Consider the following 17,235-nt stretch of genomic DNA (forward strand, 5'->3'; position numbering starts at 1 on the left):
GTGATGTTCTATGAAAACCGCGTCCACGACTTCAACATCTGCCTTACGTCCATTCCATTATTAATCATTTTGTTAATGTCATCGTTGATGAGTTGGCGGGACGTGTTCCATTTTTCGTTGATATAGAAGCCGCTAACCTGCACGGAATCCAATTCTTTCAAATAGCGCGACCAAAACCTATGCCTGTTCATACGGCTTTGTTCGGATAGTGTCCTCGTAATCGGTAAAGTCCGAGGCTGCTGAAAGTTTTCCATCCGCTCCAAGATGTAGTGTTTAAGAAAAGCCCACGAAATCTCGGGATGTTTAGACTTCGTCGTAACACCACTAGCACCCATGTAAATCATGTTAGCCTCCACTCCTCCAGGCATACGCGGAAGTCCAACGACCCCATACAGCTCACCAATACCAGCTCTTTCCAACCCGCCTGCAAACCAAGTAAAGCCAAATACGAGGGCAAAACGTTGATGCAACTCTCCTGCTCCCGACGGTTCCCCTGGTTTCCTCGTGATTTTATGTTCGCGGTACATGTCGATGATTTTCCGAAACGCCTCGACCGTTGCATCGCTATCGATAGCCCCCCGTGCAGTCGAACCGTCCGGTTCTAAATAACCTCCACCATTCCTCATGATGAACGGTTCGTAATCCTCAATATCCGGTCCGATACCAAAGCCGAACTGTGTTGCAACGCCTGATTCATTGCGTAGGGTTAACTTTTTCGCCATGGCCATCATGTCGTCCCATGTCCAATCATCCGTCGGATAAGCGATGCCTGCCGCATCCAACATAGCTTTTTTATAGAGGATGAGCGGAACCGCCACATCGACGGGAAGCCCTGGCAATGTGCCATCCTTTGTTGCCACCCGCATTATGCCTGCGTTCAGATCGTCTTCAAGCCCCGGGGTCTCCCGAACGAATGGCAATAAATCGATAAAGACCCCTTTTTGATTAAACAGCCACCAACCACCTGAATCCATGATGTCTGGCGCTTCTGTTTGAAATACACGCATAGATTCAAAGTTATCAGCCGCTTGTTCGACAATGATCTCAACATCTGGATGAGATGCTTCGAAAGATTCCTTTGCCATCATTAATTGATTCACATTTTCAAATTGTGTTAAATACCGTATTTGTACTTTATTCATTTATATTTTCCTCCCGATTCCATGTACTTAACGCATTTTCCAAATAGCCAATTGCTGCCGTTTCAAACTCTTTCGCCTTTTGCAATAGTTCGGCGCACTCTTTTCTAGTCTCGGGTGATAATAAAGTGGAATTGCGCAAAAAAGGCAACTTTCTACTCACCATCTCAAGTTGTTCAACGGCTTGCAAGTATGCTTCCGAAGCGAGCAGTACCAACCGCATAGCTTCTCCTGTTAAAGGAACAGTCTTCAAGAATTTGGCCGCATATTGCTTCGCTTCAACATACACAGCAGACAATTGCCCCATACCATAACGATTTGGAAAAACGGAGGGGTTATTCATGTGCCCAATCCAGCGATCATAGGCGGATAGCCCTGAGGTATATGATAAATAGACGGTCATCGGCCTATAATCGCATCCCGAACGGGCATAGCTAACAGCAAACCGAAGCTGTCTAATCGCCCTTCCTACCTTTGACTCTTTCTTAACTTCATTCTTTTCATCGATCCCTGCCAGAAATCGCAAGGGGTTTTCCGCCAAGTCTTCGTATGACAACGTTTTTCCTTCCGGTTGCATGATATCTGTCACATACACTTCCCGCTTGTTGTCGTCATATCCATAGATTAAAGTCCATTCATGGACATGAGGGGACGTTGCCAAAGTGTCAAAATACAACACCGGTTTACCTGTATCCACATACTTGCGGATGAACGGCAGGACCGCCTCTTCAATTGGCAATACGACTGGAAAACGTTCTGCAGCTGCCAACAACGGTATCGCTGCTTGCGACAATTGGCCACATAGAATACTTACTTTATAGCCCAACTCCTCCATGAAAGTACTGAGTGTATGGCGCCAGTCAAAGATGTAAATTCCGTCGGCATATGTGGTCTTGTCAGAGATTTTAAAACGAAAAGCAAATCCCGACACACCCATTAACTCTGACATCATCCGCTGGTCACCCATTGTAGCAAGCATGTGTCCTATACGATCGATGAACGTCGTAAGAACAGCCGAAGTCACTGGCCATTCCGACAAGAGGACTTTCTTTGCATGCATTATTTCGGCTCCTCCTTTCTCTGGCGGAAAGCCTAACACAACACGAACATGGGCTTGGCGGAGCTTACGCCTGGAACGATGGAGATACGTATGTACGGAACCTGTCGTTGTATGATACATCGCCGCAATTTCATTTGGGGACAGCTGCCGAAAGAAATGCGCTTCAAACATACCGCGCTCTTTACGGTTCAAGCAATGAAGCAGAATGTGAATCGTTTCATACAGTTCTTTCCTTAGCAATAGTTCCTCGGGGTTGTTTTCTTTATCCGCTGCCATCGAGGTTGTTCGGGTCAAGTGATATAAGATAGATTCGAGATTCTCCCAATCCACGTTTCTGCCGCCAACTGTATCCTGTTCATTCCATCCCCCTATCGGTCGTTCACGCCGAAACGGGCCTCCACGTCGTAGACGCATCTTGGCCTGGTTTTGTACGATCCGATGCAGCTAAGGCAAGAACCGGCTCGTATCCGCCAACGTACCCACATGTAGAAATGCTCGAATTAGCGCATCTTGAACAACATCATCTGCCAAATGTGGGTCGCCGGTCATATGTTCCGCCCACTGCCGGGCCCGCCCCCGGTGCATATGAATTAACTCGCCGAATGCTTCAGTATCACCGAGCTTCGCCCGTTCCGCAAGATCACGGTCACGAAGCGCCTGTTGATTTACCGTCGATCGCTCATCAATCTCCAATTGTTTGCCATGATCTGCGCCCATGCCGGCCCTCCTAGATATTTAGGTCTTTCATATAAGTAGATGCCACTCCACAACAGTTACTGAACAAAATTGCAAAAAAAAAAAAAATAACTTGGTTACAAGTGCTTTAGCATTAGGGGATTGGCTTATATTTTATTGATCCTCACATCATAAAGAGCAATACGATTCAAGAAAGCAAAAAAGTTAAAAAATCAATATAAAAAATGATGGCATCAATATATTCTAAATAACTCAATTTTACCATGTATAGGAAATAGGTAGTCCATATTTTTTTAACGAGAAGCAACAAATACTAAACTAAGCTCCCGTTTAGCTTCGTTACTAGGTCTGAACCTATTAATTAAATATGTCAAAAGGAGCCGCCGCGGCAGCTCCTTTTCGCTTATATAGAGTCCTTTATTCAGCTAAAGTTTCCGATAGTTCAATAAAGACAAAATTTATTACCTCTCTTTTGCTAATCTGGTTATTTGTCTAATGAATTCCGTTTTATTGTCAGTGTAGGCTTCCCTATCATACTTATAAGTTTCCGCTAATTTAAGCTTTAGTTCTTCATACTGTTTGGCAACAGTAGGGTTCTCACGTAGGTAGTCCCTAAAATACACTCTATCCCATAGAAAGTCCAAATCTTTTGACCCCATATGAATATGGAAGGATTCCTTTTCTAATCCTGTCGGAGAATAGCCTTTAATAACCATCAAATGATTTTTCTGCTCTTTCATGTGTATATAGTTATTTTCATTCATCTTGCTCATTATCAATTCACAAATTCCACTTTCATTTGGAATCTCCACTAAAATATCAATTGTTGGCTTGGCTGATAAATTTGGTACAGCGGTGCTTCCGATATGTTCTATTCTTAGAGCTAGTTCTGAGCCAAGAAGATTGGTTAAAAATTGTTTTTCATTTTTAAACAATAAAGTCCAATTTCCATCGTAAGGGACAACTGTTATTGGATATAATTTTCCAAGTTCATCTTTGTTCATAACGAACCCACTCCTTATTGGTACGAAATCCCAAGTAAGTAAATTCCATATTGGCGTTTATAGTCCTTCTCCTGAACAAAACTGCCGGATAGCTCAATGGAACTACCGGAATCGTTCCGCAGCTGCTCCAGTTTTCCGTTAGCGTTAGTTATGAAAAGTTATTAATTGACATCACCGAGATAACGAATTTCCAATTCATTGTTTTTGAAAATTTTACTGAGTGCTTTGGGGTATAATCTAATCTCTTCAAGATTCTTAATATCAATCCACTCAACACCCACTTGGTCTTTATCTGGATTCGTAGCGTTCATGAATGTTGAATCGCTTGACTCTAATGAGCATTGAAAATAAAATTCAACCTGATGCGCATCTGAATCCCATGCTGCGAATTCGTGATTTTTGCCAATATACTCTCGTACATAAACAAGATTACTGACAACCACCTTTTCCCCAATTTCTTCTAAGCATTCTCTTTGTACGGCATCCTTCAGTTCTTCTCCATGGTCTTGTCCGCCACCTGGGAATAAATAAAAGAAACCAAAGTCATCTTTGTTCTTCGTCAATAAAATCTTCTCATTCTCAATAATAATTGCTTTGGCAGAATTTCTTATTGGTTTCATATAGCCTCCAGTTATTCTGTTATGTTGCTAGTTCAACAATGCTGCCATTACTTCAACGAACTGGGCAGGTCAAAGTGGCAACTGCCCCCGTCATTCACTCTCGTTCTTCGCTCTATCAAAAGTTTTTTTTCCATTGAAATTCATACTCTTTCAATTCACAATTTCCGATATGAAAATGATAAAACTCTTCGTTCGTCTGCTCATTAAAATAGGCATTAATTACTCTACAGACGCCACCATGAGTTACAATTAGAACATTCTGATTTCTATATTTTTCTTTTATTTCATCAAGTAAATTAAAAATTCTTTGTGCGACTTGTAGAATCGACTCACCTCTAGAAAGCTTAATTGGAAAATGTCTTTTTGCTTCTTTAAAATTTTCACTGTCTCGATTAATCCCTTCAAATACCCCGTAGTCCTGCTTTATAAGTCTGTTGTCAATTACAAGATCTTTACTAACGGCACTTGAAAGTATTTCAGCCGTTTTAACTGCTCTAAACAAGGGTGATGTTATTATGATGTTGATTTGTTTCTCATGTAATATTTTGGATAGTTCCTCTGCTTGCTTTTCACCTGTATCCGTTAATTGGACATCAGTCTTTCCACAAACTCGATTTTCATAATTCCATTCAGTCTGACCATGTCTCACAACGTATAGTTTCAAACAATCATCTCCAAAATAATGAGTTGCATTATGATGATATTCGACAAACGGACTATGTAACCTGCCCCGTTGTTGTACAAATTTGCCCGATAGTTTAACGGCATCACGGGTCACTGGTTGGATTACTTCGTTAGTTAAAATAGCTCTCCTCCATTTGTCGTGGCGGATCGAAATATCAGTTATAATAAAAAAAAGGCATGGTATCGTTGATTCATACCATGAACGTCAAAAAACTGGGGGTTTGAAGTGTTGAAAAATCATATACGAGTAAATGGAAGATTGCTTCAAACCAACAAGAAGTTTTCCGCTTTAAAGCTGAGACAAAAAGAGTGGATCGCTTCCTTACTCAGAAGTAAAACGATCTCTCTANAATGGAAGATTGCTTCAAACCAACAAGAAGTTTTCCGCTTTAAAGCTGAGACAAAAAGAGTGGATCGCTTCCTTACTCAGAAGTAAAACGATCTCTCTAATGCTCGAGCATCAACGACAATTAAAACGTCCAGAACGCGAACGGATATTACAGGAGACTTTAATTGCAATAGAGCAAAAGGGAATTTGGATACCTGATTGCGAAGTCAGACTTTATCCAATTGAAAATGGAAAACTATATACAACAACCCGAATGTCGATCGGTTAAGGAAGCTTTTCATTGGTCAAATACTATTCTGCTCGTAAATACAGCAAGGGTACCGATGACCGGCAGCCTTACTTGATATGTTGTTCTATCGTTTCCGTTAGCTTAACGACATACTTCTCATTTATGATACGGATCACCGCGCTATCTGTCTCGCTCAAAAACCGTTGTTTTTCGTTACTTCAATCGTTCTTCGATTAAGTTTAACAGCAGCGCTTTCTCTTCGTTAGGAATCCATTCCGATAATCTAGCCGCTGCAATCGGTAACATCCACTCATCAATGTCACTGAACTGCAGACCAGAATATAAAAGATATTGTTCCAAGTATACTTCGTTTATTTTATCCCTCATCAGTTCAAGTGCATCTTTAACGCTACTTGGGGCCTCATCAGGCAGCGTACCAAAACGGAATAATAGCAAAGTGCGAGCGACATCACCAGCAGGATTACCAATCATCCCTGTCATCCAATCTATTACCCAGTTACGCTCACCGATCATAACATTTTCCGGGTGAAAATCACCATGGCATAGACGGTTTCCATCCGGTAGATTTTTCAAATAATCAATGATCTCTTGCTTCACTTCGTTAGATAGTTGGGAAGCGTTCTGAACGTTACGAGCCAAAACCTCTTTCTGATTAAGGACGGATGATCCTCCAATTCGTTCCACATCAACTTCATATTTATGTATTCGATAATGTAGATCAGCAAACTCTCGGGTCAAGCGATTGAGTTCGTTAGGATATTGGACACCCATACGAAGCAGTGTTAAGCCTTCAATCCGTTCAAACACAATACCTTTCTTATGATCAAAGTCAATCAAATCGTACGCTCTTGGAGCAGGAATTCCAAGGAAGGCCACAATCCGATTTACTTCATATTCATATTTCACCGCTTCCATTGGAAATCCGTCCCTATAGAGCTTTAATATCTTCTCCTGATCTTGAGCAAATACTTCGGCTGTTCGACCCTCGCTAATCTTTTTCAATGTATCATCTCCTACTTTGAAATCTACACGTGATTATTACTTCATATCTAGGAATGCTGCCTGTTAGCTTAATAAGGGAATCAAATACAATTTCTTACATATATCATATTCGTGATCTAGACCAAGCCCCCTCTTCGAAGGGTCATTTTTGTTTTCAGGAGGAATTCAATAATGAGGATCATCAAGAAGCAGCAAGATCTTGTAGTCCTGCGCCACAGCGGGGCACTTCCAACAGCACTCCTCGATCAGGTCGAGGACTACTTTCTGCCCACAGTCAGTGTTTCTATAAGGATATTATCATATCGATGCTCCACGCTAAACTGCCCGTTGAACAAAATCAGCCGATTATGGCCGTTTATCCTTTGTATTAGTTTGAGCCTGTTTTTCGCATCGCTATGTTTCAATATTAACATGTAATGAAAGCCGAATTTTAGGATATGAAGATGTATTGTATAATGTTAAATAAACCACTAATCTGTATCGTTTAGCAACTACGGGGAAGGTATCAACTTAGTGTCCTTTATTGGAAAACAATACAACTTCTTGTTTTTTAGAAAAGACAAGAAGTTGTATCCATAAAATAAAAAATCCGCTCAAATCGCGGATTCAAATGGATATATGATCTTGTCCTCCTACATAATAAGCAAAGCCGCAGCAAGTCAAATAGGGGGAGCATATGTCAGATAAGAAAGAAAGTTAAAAGAGACGGAATTTTTTTCGGCCACATGCTTAACGCTTTTCGAACAAGAACATATATCGTTTGCCGAAAAAGTTAAAACCCATGTTGATAATTGACCAAAAAATAACCGCCTTACGCTGAAGGCGGCTAAATTGACAATAGTTTCCCAAAATAACTTTATAACTTTTCCATCGCTCTTTGAATCTTATCACCGAACTTTGAATCCTTCTCAAGTAAGCTATAATATATGACCAATGCGTTTTTTTGTTCATACGCCTTTACATAAAACGCTAATTTGGCAGTTTCAAGGTGCTTATTAAATGTTATAAGCCCATCTTTTCGTGCTTGTTCAGAATCAAAGATATAAACGTGGATGTTCTCAAGCTTAGCTGTATCTTCAATTGGACTTCCAATACTGAATACATTTGGCTTCACCTTGTTAAGAACAACAAATTCATCATCAAGTTGACCTTTGGATAATAACTCAGGACCCTCTGCTCGAATTGCCGTAATTACATTTTCTACCGTTAACTTATTTTCTTTTTTCTCTCCATTAGTGCAGGCTGTTATTGCTGTCACGATTATTAGGATTAAAACAATAATACGAAATTTCATTTCACATTCCCCTTTTTCTATGATGATTCATAGACGTTCTATTTGTTAAGAATGTTACATTTGTCCTGTTTAGTAATTATTGAGAATTTTATTAACTGTAATCTTCTGCAACGAATAATTCAGCAAGAAAAAGCTGTTCGTCGAAGTGTACTGTTTGTCTCATTTACAGGTAACAGACACGAGGCGACAAGCATATTCTTCTTGTTTGACGCCGTATTCTCATATTCCTTGCTGTCTAAATAACGGAACCAAGCCAAATAATGTTGCAGATACTTAAATTCTAAACGTATCGAAGCAGCGTTACTACAGTTAGCTGAATAAAGGCAGACGATCCAAAAGTGATCGACTGCCTTCTTCCCGTTGTTGAGCTATCGTTACCGTTAGTTGAGCCGTTATAAGGAAAGATGATATTTAGCCGAATGATCAACCATCAATAAAACGCAGTACAAAACGGGAATGGTGGTCGGTAAGATCTTTTGCAAATTGTTGATCCGGAAATCCTCTGTGAAGAAGCTTCAACCCACCTGAAGTTAACGATATATGATGATGGAATCGATAGAATAACATCCTGTTGGGATCGAGAGTGTCATTCTTTAAATATCGATAATAATCCCCAAATCGAAACTGTAAAAAACTGTGCTCATGCTCAATATCAAAGAACTCGGCCCCTTCGATATCAATCAAATAGGGTTCTAGTCTGTCATTAAATAATACATGATCAGGGCCTAGTTCCCCATGTATAAATCCATAACGACTTCTGGGCTCAATTTTTGATTCAAGCTCATACAATTTATCGAGAAGCTTGCTATGACTAGCCCTGATGCTGTCAATATGTTGGTATGCATAAACTAAATCTATTTTTGCATTCTTCATTTGCAATTGATGACATTTTTCCGTGTTGATCCCACTTTGATTCACTTTCCCATGGGTGTGTCTCTCGTTGGCATGCATGTCTGCCAGCATATCTCCTAGCCGCTGAAACACTTTATCTTTAACTTGTGAATCAGAATGTTGGAAATAGACCTCTGCCTTTTGTCCATCTATATATTCAACAAGAGCATAATCATAAGGATAACGGTTTCTTTCCTTATTCAGATCATAAAGAATAGGGGTTTGAATCCCTTGTTGTGTTAAATACTTGTTATTTAATTCAAATAAATCACCACCATATGATTGCTCATGTATATCACCGTTCGCTATTTCCTCTTGAAAATAATTCATGGTGAGATCCCACACATACAGAATACAGGAAAATCCATTACTGCAGTCGATCTTATAGACCACCTTTTGTGCACCACCATGCATTTTCGTTACACCAGAAACTAAAAAACTGGTTCCAAAGATTTTTTCCATATACTCTTGCAAATCAGATTGAGCAAGGTGACATTTGAAATTCAATGAACAACACTCCGTTTCTTAGGTTTTGCCGGCAACCAAACTATATAAAAAATCCAACTAAAAGTATAGACTGTTTCTTTATAAATTGTTATGATGTTGAATAAGGTGTTGAAAAAAATAGCCATACAAAAAAACCATTGGAGCTCCATTGGTTTTTTTGATGAAATCATGTCCCACTTCTAAATGCCTTGCTATAATTTTTGCTCACTCGTAGTTGGTTAACTGAACATTACTGCCCGTTTTGCGGCAGGCTACCGAGATTAAATCAGTGGTAGCTTGTTTTAGTATTCTTTTTCAACTATCGCTTGCGTTAGCTTAGTACTCCCTCAGAAAACTTGTTTTGTTGTTGCTCTATAGATTCCTTTATCTTAAAAATAACATTAAAGTGGTGTGTCTCTTCTTTAATTAAAAATTTCAACATCTTTCCAATCGTATTTATTCTTGGGATAAATGGTATGGCAAGAGGGTTATCAAGTTTTCCTCTACAAGAATTAATTACTTCTTCTATTTGGTTTTTTAATTGTTCTTGAACCTCGTTATATGATGGTGGAGCCTCATTCCATTCACTGGGGCGGGTTCCTTTCTTAAACATTCTATAGTGAATGCTTGAGAGTTTTCTATCCTCATTTAAATACGAGAAAGTCATACCATCCCAGGCAACCAAAATATGACCTGCGTTCCACCAAACATGGTTTTTAAATCCAATAGGAATAATGCACGCTTGTTCTTCTGTTACTGCCTCAAGCAATCCCAGAGTTTTTAGTCTTAATTTTCTAATCTGTTGAAGAGCCTTATCTTCTACCAAGTGAAATCCCTCCAAATATAGTATTCCTTACATATAATTGATGCCAAGCACGATAGAATTCTAACAAATACTACTTCCCTAATTATTAGATAAATTCTTTACATACCCTTTATTTTCCTTTTTTATTATCGAGCATATCTGCCCGTTAACGTAATGAGGCTGGCCTAGTACGTTTCGCGGCAGCCTCGACTTGTTGTTTATTAAGCTCTCTAATCCGTTAGTGAGAAGATTAGTGTAGAGGGATAAGAACTTCAGCTTCGTCAGGCCAAACAGGGTTTTCAAAACGGTATATCTCTAAAGAAAGTGCTCTCCTGTCATTTTGTTGGCCGTTAGCATCCAAATAGTCATGGATGACTTGATAAGGATCATCTTTTGACTTTACTTTCGCATAACGATGAGGAGGAATCATAAATCCGATCATTCCTTCGGGTACATCCGAAAGGTCCTCGACTTCCATACAGATCAAGTAAGTGAATAGAACCTCTGAAGAAAAACTCGGACTAATATATCGTTCAGGACGTATAACATTACGTATTTCACCTTTTCGTTTGTGGAACTCTCGCTTCATTTCTTCTACTCTTTCGGGAAGGTGTCCTTTAAAAGAGGAAGTAACATACAAGCCTACAAGTTTTATCTCTGGCAATTCAAGCAGTTGCACTTGGTTTTCGGGGTTCATTCCGTAATAACTCCTTTCAGACTATGTCAGGTGAATATTTTTTTGCATAATACATTCTAGAGGCATTATCCATTATCCTTTATTTCCCATATCAATACTTTGATGTATTTACTAATCTCGTTAGCACAGCAGGCCACCGAGCGAATCTTCGGCAGCCTGCTTGATCTTTGTTATGGAGCTATCGTTTCCGTTAGCAGAATAACATAGGCTTTCGTGATCACACGACGGTTGCCGTCATGTCGCCATGCTATCGTCTACCGATAGAGCACAATAACAACAATGGATAGGGAACAAAACAAACGAAGATTGATTGCTCTTTCATCCAGACAAAACGCGCTCTGCCATCTTTTGGAGGCAGAGCGCGTTTCGTTATTATTATGATGCTTCCGTATATTGTTTGAAACTATCTAGAATCGCTTGCCAACCCGCCTGTTGGAATTCAACGGGGTGAGTGCTCTCGGGATCGAAGATTTCAACGACCTTCGTGGCCTCGCCTTGATCGACGAACGCAATATCCACTTTCCGTCCGTCTCCCAATGTGTAGGCAATAGTCTCATGCAGCTTCACTTCGTTGTAAATTCCGCTAAAATCAAAACCCATGCTGCCATCCTTCGCTTCCATCCTTGTCAGGAACTCGCCGCCTACTCGCAAATCATTCTCCGCTCTTGGCGCATGCCATTCCTCGGAAGGTTGATTCCACTTTGTAATGTGGTCCGGCTCGGTCCAATAGCTCCATACTTTTGCTACAGGGGCTTGAACGACAGTCTCTACGGTTACTTTCGTTGAATTGCTTGTTTCCATTGTGGGGACACCTCTTTACGGGAATTTTGTTTCTCATTAATATAGACGAATTCCAATCTCCGAATTCATCGGTCTATTTGTTCTGGAAGCCCTAATCGGGAAAATAATTTTGCATTTATAAAATTTTGAACATGGAATATCCGATTATCATTCACTTCAATCACGTGAATGCCCCAAGGCACTAGGATGGATGCCTCCTTACCCGGCACATTCTGTGCCAGAGCGGGATAACCGCCATTCAGAATCGTAAATATTGCCGCGGATGGGCGGGATGGATACGCCCTTCGTGATCATGCTTGTCTGGCGTTCCTAGAGACTCGGACCCTCGACGAACTGCAGATAAGCAAAACGTACGATTAGTGAAGAGAACAGGAGAAATGTAAGCATGAAAAAGACATTTAACCTAATACTGAAATGGCGACGGTTTCGAACTTTTTCTTTCGTACTTCGGTTTTATCATTAATTTCCATACCGTTCCTCATTCCGTCACTCGATACCCACCCTTTAATTGTCATATATTCAGACGAATTCCTTTTTAGAGAGGTTCAATCTTTATCCCTGCACAATAAGAATAAGCAACCTTACGGGAATGGCGGGTATCCGAACTCAATACCAAGTTATTTTTCAAAATTTACGCTTCCGAATCCATGAGACCGATGAATTCCCGGATCGGCTGTCGTCTATATAAACGAAGGCATAAATGAACACAAACTAATTTGATGAAGAGGTGTTTTGAAAATGGCATTAACGTCCGCATTCACGAGCTTCAACCTGCCTGTAAAAAACGTAGAACAATCGAAAGCGTTCTTCACCGGACTCGGATTCGAGCTCAACCCGCAATTCCCCGAGAACGAGAATTCGGTAGCCATCGTGATCGGCGACAACCTGCAGGTCATGCTGATCAATCAAGCATTCTTTAATACGCTCACGGAGAAGGAATCCGTCGATACGAGCAAGTATGCGCAGATGACGATCGCATTGGCCTTCGAGAGCCGGGAAAAGGTCGATGAAATCGTGAATACCGCGGTCTCCTTGGGCGGGAAATTGCACGCTGAACCTGAAGATCATGGGTTCATGTATCATTGGGGCTTCGTGGACTTGGACGGCCATCTGTGGGCCATTAACTACATGAACATGGATGCGGCACAAGGTTAAGGCTAACGGAGAGCACGCTCGTACTAGGGTTCAAAAAGAAAGACGCCGGGCATCTTTCCCGGCGTCTTCTTCGCGATGATTAGTTTTGTTCGGTATAGGCTTTGATCGCTTGCCAGCCTGCTTACTGGAACTCGATGGGATTGGAGCTTTCCGCGTCGAACGTTTCAATGACCTTCGTCTCATTCCCTTGATCGACGAAAGCAATATCCACTCTTCTTCCGTCTTCCATGGTGTAGCCGATCGCCTCATGCCGATTCACGACATCGTAGACGCCGCCAAAATCAAAGCCCATGCTGCCATCCTTCGCTTCCATCCGTGTCAGAAACTTGCCGCCGACCCGCAGATCGTTTTCGGCTCTCGGCGCATGCCAGTCCTCGGACGCTTGATTCCACTTCGTGATGTGATCCGGCTCGGTCCAATAGCGCCATACCTTCTCGACAGGGGCTTGAATGACGGCTTGCACGGTTACTTTCGTCGGTTGACTCGTTTCCATTTTAAATAGACACCTCTCTCATGAAATTCGTCGTTTGGTTATTCTCAATGATATAGACGTAAGCCAATGACGAAATTCATTGGTCAATTCGCTCAGGCAGCCCAAATCGCGAAAATAATGGCGTATGAATGAAGTTTTGAACGTGCAGGATTTGATTTTCTTTGGTTTCGATTACGTGGATGCCCCAGGGTACCAGGCCAGAGCCCTCTTTGCCCGGCATATACTGGGCCAACGCCGGATAACCGCCATTCACCGTAATGGGCACAAATCGCGATCCTTCGCAATGCCAGCGAGTAAGCGAATAGAAGGCGGACAAATATTCCTTGCCGCGGATCCACATCTCGAAGGGCGGCATCGACATGCAGCCTTCCTCGTGGAATAACGCGACGAGCGCAGCAATATCGAATTGCTCGAAGGCCTCCACATACCGGGACAGCAGCTGCTGCTCCGGTTGAACGTCCATGCTGCTGAGCTCATCCGAGCGAAGCTGCGCCCGGTCCATCGTCTCTCGGGCTCTTTGCAAGGCGCTGTTCACCGCTGCCGGCGACATCGCCAACGTTTCCGCGATCTGCTTGGAGGACCATTCAAATACATCCTTCAAAATGAGTACCGCGCGCTGCCGCGGAGGTAAGGTCTGCAGGAGAGCGATGAAGCACAGTTGAAGGGTATCTCTGCGGACGAGCCGATCCTCCGGATTGCCCCCAAAGTCGGGAGACGGCCAGATCCAGGCAGAGTCCGGCAGCGTGTCGCGCGGCTCGACGATGGCGACGGACGGGTCGAACAGGTCAACGGGAAGCGCGCGGCGTTTGGATTGTCTCAGCTTGTCCAAGCACAGGTTGGAGGCAATCCGATAGACCCAAGTGTTGAACGAGGAATCCTGTCTGAACGTGCTCCAGCTCTGCCAGACCCGAATACTCGTCTCCTGAACGGCATCGTCCGCATCGTCCATGGAGCCTAGCATTCGGTAACAGAACGAGGTTAAGCCCGGCTTCAAGCTTGCAAATAATGGTTCGTCAAATGCGGTCTCGTTCATCTCGGCCTCCCTTAACGATCTCCCCGAAGGGTGGTACCTTCATTATATGCAATGAAGCGGACAGCCTCAATAGAAATACTGCCCGTTAGCTCAATCGTTGCCCCTTTTCAGCTTACGTTTTAAATTCATCTAATTTAACCTGTTGTTGAGAAAGGTTTTCAGTTGCGCATAACAATACAAGTTCTTGTCATCATTCGGCAAACGATATATGTTCTTGTCATTGGCTTTTGACAAGAACATATTTATATCGTTTTAATCGACGGGGTTTAAAAAATCAAAATCGCAACTTTGATACATAACGATCAATCATTAGTTTGAGTTGCTTATTTTCCTCGCTTGGGTTATCAAAAAACATTCATTGCAATATTCATCGGAGTAAACGATTTCATACGATTTATTTTCTCTTTCTGCTAACTGAGAAATTTGGGCATTGGAAATTATGTATGGTTTCCTCCACTTGCTCTTGTTGGAAATATTCAATTAAAAGTGAAGCATTTTTCTTAGATGTTATTTTAAATGCAAACTTCCGGAAACTTGATTCTTTCTCGTTCCGCAGAAGGCTGCAGATCCCCCGGCAGCCTTCTCTTTTTATTGATCTCTTTAAGTATATTGTATTTTGCACTTCAGAACTTTATTGTCTTTCGAAAATCATTCTCAGTTCAACTAATATTTCTCGCTTCAAAACTTTATTGTTTACTTCAGGACTTTATTGTCTACTTCACAACTTTAATGTCTCCCAACAATTAATAATTTTGGGAGACATTAAAGTTTTGAAGTGCAAGAAGCCAGCAAATTCAAGGGTTTGCTGACTTTTTGTGAAATATAAAATACAAATAAATTTCTGAAGTGGTTATGTTGAAAAATTAAGTTAAAAATACAATTAAGTTTTGAAGTACTTCTTACAAACATCAATAGATCTCATTCAACTAACGTTTCCGTTAGTTCAACGGCGTGGTCAAACAGCTGTGTAAGATCCCCGTGTAGTTTCAATTACTTAAACAAAAAAGATTGGTTGGACACTAAATAACCTGAGTTTATTTGTAGTCAACAACTTATGTAATCGCTGTGAGATGATGACTTCTCTATTTGCTGCGCAACGATAAGCATCACTTGTTCCGAAAATTTCTTTGGTATAACAAATATCTTGATTGGACCATGTTTTTTTCTCAAAATATAAAAGCCCTTTTCTTAAGTTAATATCATAAGTATCACATTGTAGACATTTTTCCCCTTTCTGTTCAACAAGAGTTGGCTGAGTAACTTCCCCCAGTCCAATTTCGAGTTGTAAATTAAAATACCCCTCGATTTCTTGCTTAGTTTTAATATCATAAATTTTTGCTGTTGAATAACCAATAATATTATTTTCCTCAAGTAAAGTCTTAAGCCGGTGAGAAATAAATATCTCAGAATTTGGCGGATTCGATATCGATAAATCATATTTTTGAATGTATTTTCTATTAACATATACTTTTTCCCGAAACATTTTGCGGAATATCTTCCCACAAAATTGGCATTTATGAAAAAGCGACTCCTCTGACTCTGAAACATCCGCATTCCCATCGATGATTAACTGTAGTGCCTCAGCAAATTCCTTTTCCTTTTTACTAAAAGAATATTCTCTCGAATAAATTTCATAGGGTATTTTAAGTTCATCTACTTTTATCATAAATTCTGATAACTCTTGCTGCCCATTAATAAAATTGTATGCTACAACTGAACCAAAATCTTGATTATACGAAATACTCCCTTCCCACAACGGAAGTTCCTTTTCGTATCTTTCTGGTACATGGATTCGAATTTTCTCAATCATAATTTCACCCTTGACTATATAGTTGGGGAGCACTGTTATCCGTATGCTACCATACTTTGTAATGTTGCGTAAAAATGCCCTTTAGCTTAATGAAGGCTGCTAATTATTCGCGGCAGCTATCTTGGTGTTGGTTTTCAGCTCTCGTATTCGTTAACGTAATAACAGAGGCTGAAATACACATCATTTCCAACCCGCACGTTGTAGTATCTCTCTCACAAAGTCCCCCTTAGCATTCGTGTATGCTAAACGGTCATTCTGGAATCGTTGTGCGAGTTCCAATTTTAAGTCACCATATTGCCTGGCATCCTCTGGATGATTTCTCAAATAATCTCGAAAGAGGAGATGACGCTTATATTCGGCGTTTTCCATGGTGCAGACGTATAGGTGATGCCAAGTTACATCGACGGGAGGAATAAAAGCCTCTCGTCCCGTAGTTCCTAAATCGCCTTCATGAACGTAGCCAATGGTGGCTAGCCTTTGAATAGCCGTAAGGACATCCAACTGCGTAGACACCACCACGTCGATATCAACAATCGGCTTCGCTGCTAACCCTGGAACGGATGTACTGCCAACGTGTTCTATTGTGACTACAAAATCGCTTAAAACAGGAAGTACAAAGCCTCGTAACTGTTCAAACAAATGAACCCAGCTAGGGTCATAATCACGTACTATAAGACTGGAACCCATTCAGACTCCTCCTGAATGTAACAATATGGTTACATATCAATTCGTAGTAGATTTGCGTAATCCTGCCCGATAGTTGAGCAGGCTGCCGATGATGCCGGCAGCCTGCTCGTCATGGTACTATCGTTTTCTATTAGCGTAATCTTTTGTCAGATTAGGGAAAGTTCAGTTCATTACTTAGTTTGATCAGCTTATCATTGTATAGTTTTAACTTGGTTTCAAAACTGCTTCTATTTTGTTCAAAATCCCGTGTCCATTTATACATCATCTTTAACATCAAAA

The 17,235-nt window shown here is 41.2% G+C and carries 17 protein-coding genes; 1 reads left to right on the forward strand and 16 read right to left on the reverse strand.

The annotated features are described in order from the left end of the window. Positions 1-8 precede the first annotated feature (8 nt). From ASG93_RS22095 to ASG93_RS22160, 12 genes are all read right to left on the reverse strand, one after another. A complete protein-coding gene (locus ASG93_RS22095; RefSeq protein WP_056835353.1) occupies positions 9-1,142 on the reverse strand; it encodes an extracellular solute-binding protein in 1,134 nt (377 codons plus the stop codon). Beyond that, on the reverse strand, positions 1,135-2,613 hold the full coding sequence (locus ASG93_RS22100; protein WP_156411002.1) for a sigma factor-like helix-turn-helix DNA-binding protein: 1,479 nt from the start codon (positions 2,611-2,613) through the stop codon (positions 1,135-1,137). The genes ASG93_RS22095 and ASG93_RS22100 overlap by 8 nt, the downstream gene beginning before the upstream one ends. A gap of 30 nt (positions 2,614-2,643) precedes the next feature. After that, entirely contained in the window at positions 2,644-2,916 is a 273-nt protein-coding gene (locus ASG93_RS22105; protein ID WP_056835355.1) for a sigma factor, read from the reverse strand. Positions 2,917-3,356: 440 nt separating this feature from the next. Next, the gene (locus ASG93_RS22110; protein WP_056835357.1) at positions 3,357-3,899 is read right to left on the reverse strand and encodes a GrpB family protein; all 543 of its coding nucleotides are present in this window, start codon (positions 3,897-3,899) and stop codon (positions 3,357-3,359) included. 161 nt (positions 3,900-4,060) lie between these two features. After that, positions 4,061-4,519 carry an NUDIX domain-containing protein gene (locus ASG93_RS22115; protein WP_056835359.1) on the reverse strand — a complete coding sequence of 153 codons (459 nt, stop codon included), beginning with the start codon at positions 4,517-4,519 and terminating at the stop codon, positions 4,061-4,063. 115 nt (positions 4,520-4,634) lie between these two features. Then, positions 4,635-5,183: a histidine phosphatase family protein gene (locus tag ASG93_RS22120; protein ID WP_056835361.1), complete on the reverse strand. Its 549-nt coding sequence runs from the start codon at positions 5,181-5,183 to the stop codon at positions 4,635-4,637. A gap of 811 nt (positions 5,184-5,994) precedes the next feature. Then, positions 5,995-6,804: a phosphotransferase family protein gene (locus ASG93_RS22130; protein WP_056835365.1), complete on the reverse strand. Its 810-nt coding sequence runs from the start codon at positions 6,802-6,804 to the stop codon at positions 5,995-5,997. Positions 6,805-7,660: 856 nt separating this feature from the next. Next, positions 7,661-8,098, reverse strand: coding sequence for a hypothetical protein (locus ASG93_RS22140; protein WP_056835373.1), 438 nt, complete (start codon positions 8,096-8,098; stop codon positions 7,661-7,663). A gap of 423 nt (positions 8,099-8,521) precedes the next feature. Then, the gene (locus tag ASG93_RS22145) at positions 8,522-9,451 is read right to left on the reverse strand and encodes a phosphotransferase (RefSeq protein WP_056835414.1); all 930 of its coding nucleotides are present in this window, start codon (positions 9,449-9,451) and stop codon (positions 8,522-8,524) included. A gap of 355 nt (positions 9,452-9,806) precedes the next feature. After that, on the reverse strand, positions 9,807-10,301 hold the full coding sequence (locus tag ASG93_RS22150) for a DinB family protein (protein ID WP_056835375.1): 495 nt from the start codon (positions 10,299-10,301) through the stop codon (positions 9,807-9,809). Positions 10,302-10,530: 229 nt separating this feature from the next. Next, on the reverse strand, positions 10,531-10,977 hold the full coding sequence (locus ASG93_RS22155) for a GyrI-like domain-containing protein (protein ID WP_056835376.1): 447 nt from the start codon (positions 10,975-10,977) through the stop codon (positions 10,531-10,533). Between the two features lie 375 nt (positions 10,978-11,352). Continuing rightward, positions 11,353-11,778 carry an SRPBCC family protein gene (locus ASG93_RS22160; protein WP_056835380.1) on the reverse strand — a complete coding sequence of 142 codons (426 nt, stop codon included), beginning with the start codon at positions 11,776-11,778 and terminating at the stop codon, positions 11,353-11,355. 738 nt (positions 11,779-12,516) lie between these two features. On the opposite strand from ASG93_RS22160, the gene ASG93_RS22165 reads away from it, so the two are divergent. Beyond that, positions 12,517-12,933, forward strand: coding sequence for a VOC family protein (locus ASG93_RS22165; protein WP_007729208.1), 417 nt, complete (start codon positions 12,517-12,519; stop codon positions 12,931-12,933). 121 nt (positions 12,934-13,054) lie between these two features. Here ASG93_RS22165 and ASG93_RS22170 read toward each other — a convergent pair whose 3' ends face one another. The 4 genes from ASG93_RS22170 to ASG93_RS22185 all read right to left on the reverse strand — a co-directional run bounded on the left by ASG93_RS22170 (position 13,055) and on the right by ASG93_RS22185 (position 16,956). Next, entirely contained in the window at positions 13,055-13,426 is a 372-nt protein-coding gene (locus tag ASG93_RS22170; protein WP_056835381.1) for an SRPBCC domain-containing protein, read from the reverse strand. Between the two features lie 76 nt (positions 13,427-13,502). Further along, complete coding sequence (locus ASG93_RS22175; protein WP_056835382.1) at positions 13,503-14,459, reverse strand: sigma-70 family RNA polymerase sigma factor; 957 nt, start codon at positions 14,457-14,459, stop codon at positions 13,503-13,505. Between the two features lie 994 nt (positions 14,460-15,453). Continuing rightward, entirely contained in the window at positions 15,454-16,269 is an 816-nt protein-coding gene (locus ASG93_RS22180) for a hypothetical protein (RefSeq protein ID WP_056835383.1), read from the reverse strand. A 180-nt stretch (positions 16,270-16,449) separates the two neighbouring features. Beyond that, positions 16,450-16,956, reverse strand: a complete 507-nt coding sequence (locus ASG93_RS22185) for a GrpB family protein (RefSeq protein WP_056835385.1) — start codon at positions 16,954-16,956, stop codon at positions 16,450-16,452. Positions 16,957-17,235 lie beyond the last annotated feature (279 nt).

This window comes from Paenibacillus sp. Soil787 (assembly GCF_001429545.1).
GTDB lineage: Bacteria > Bacillota > Bacilli > Paenibacillales > NBRC-103111 > Paenibacillus_E.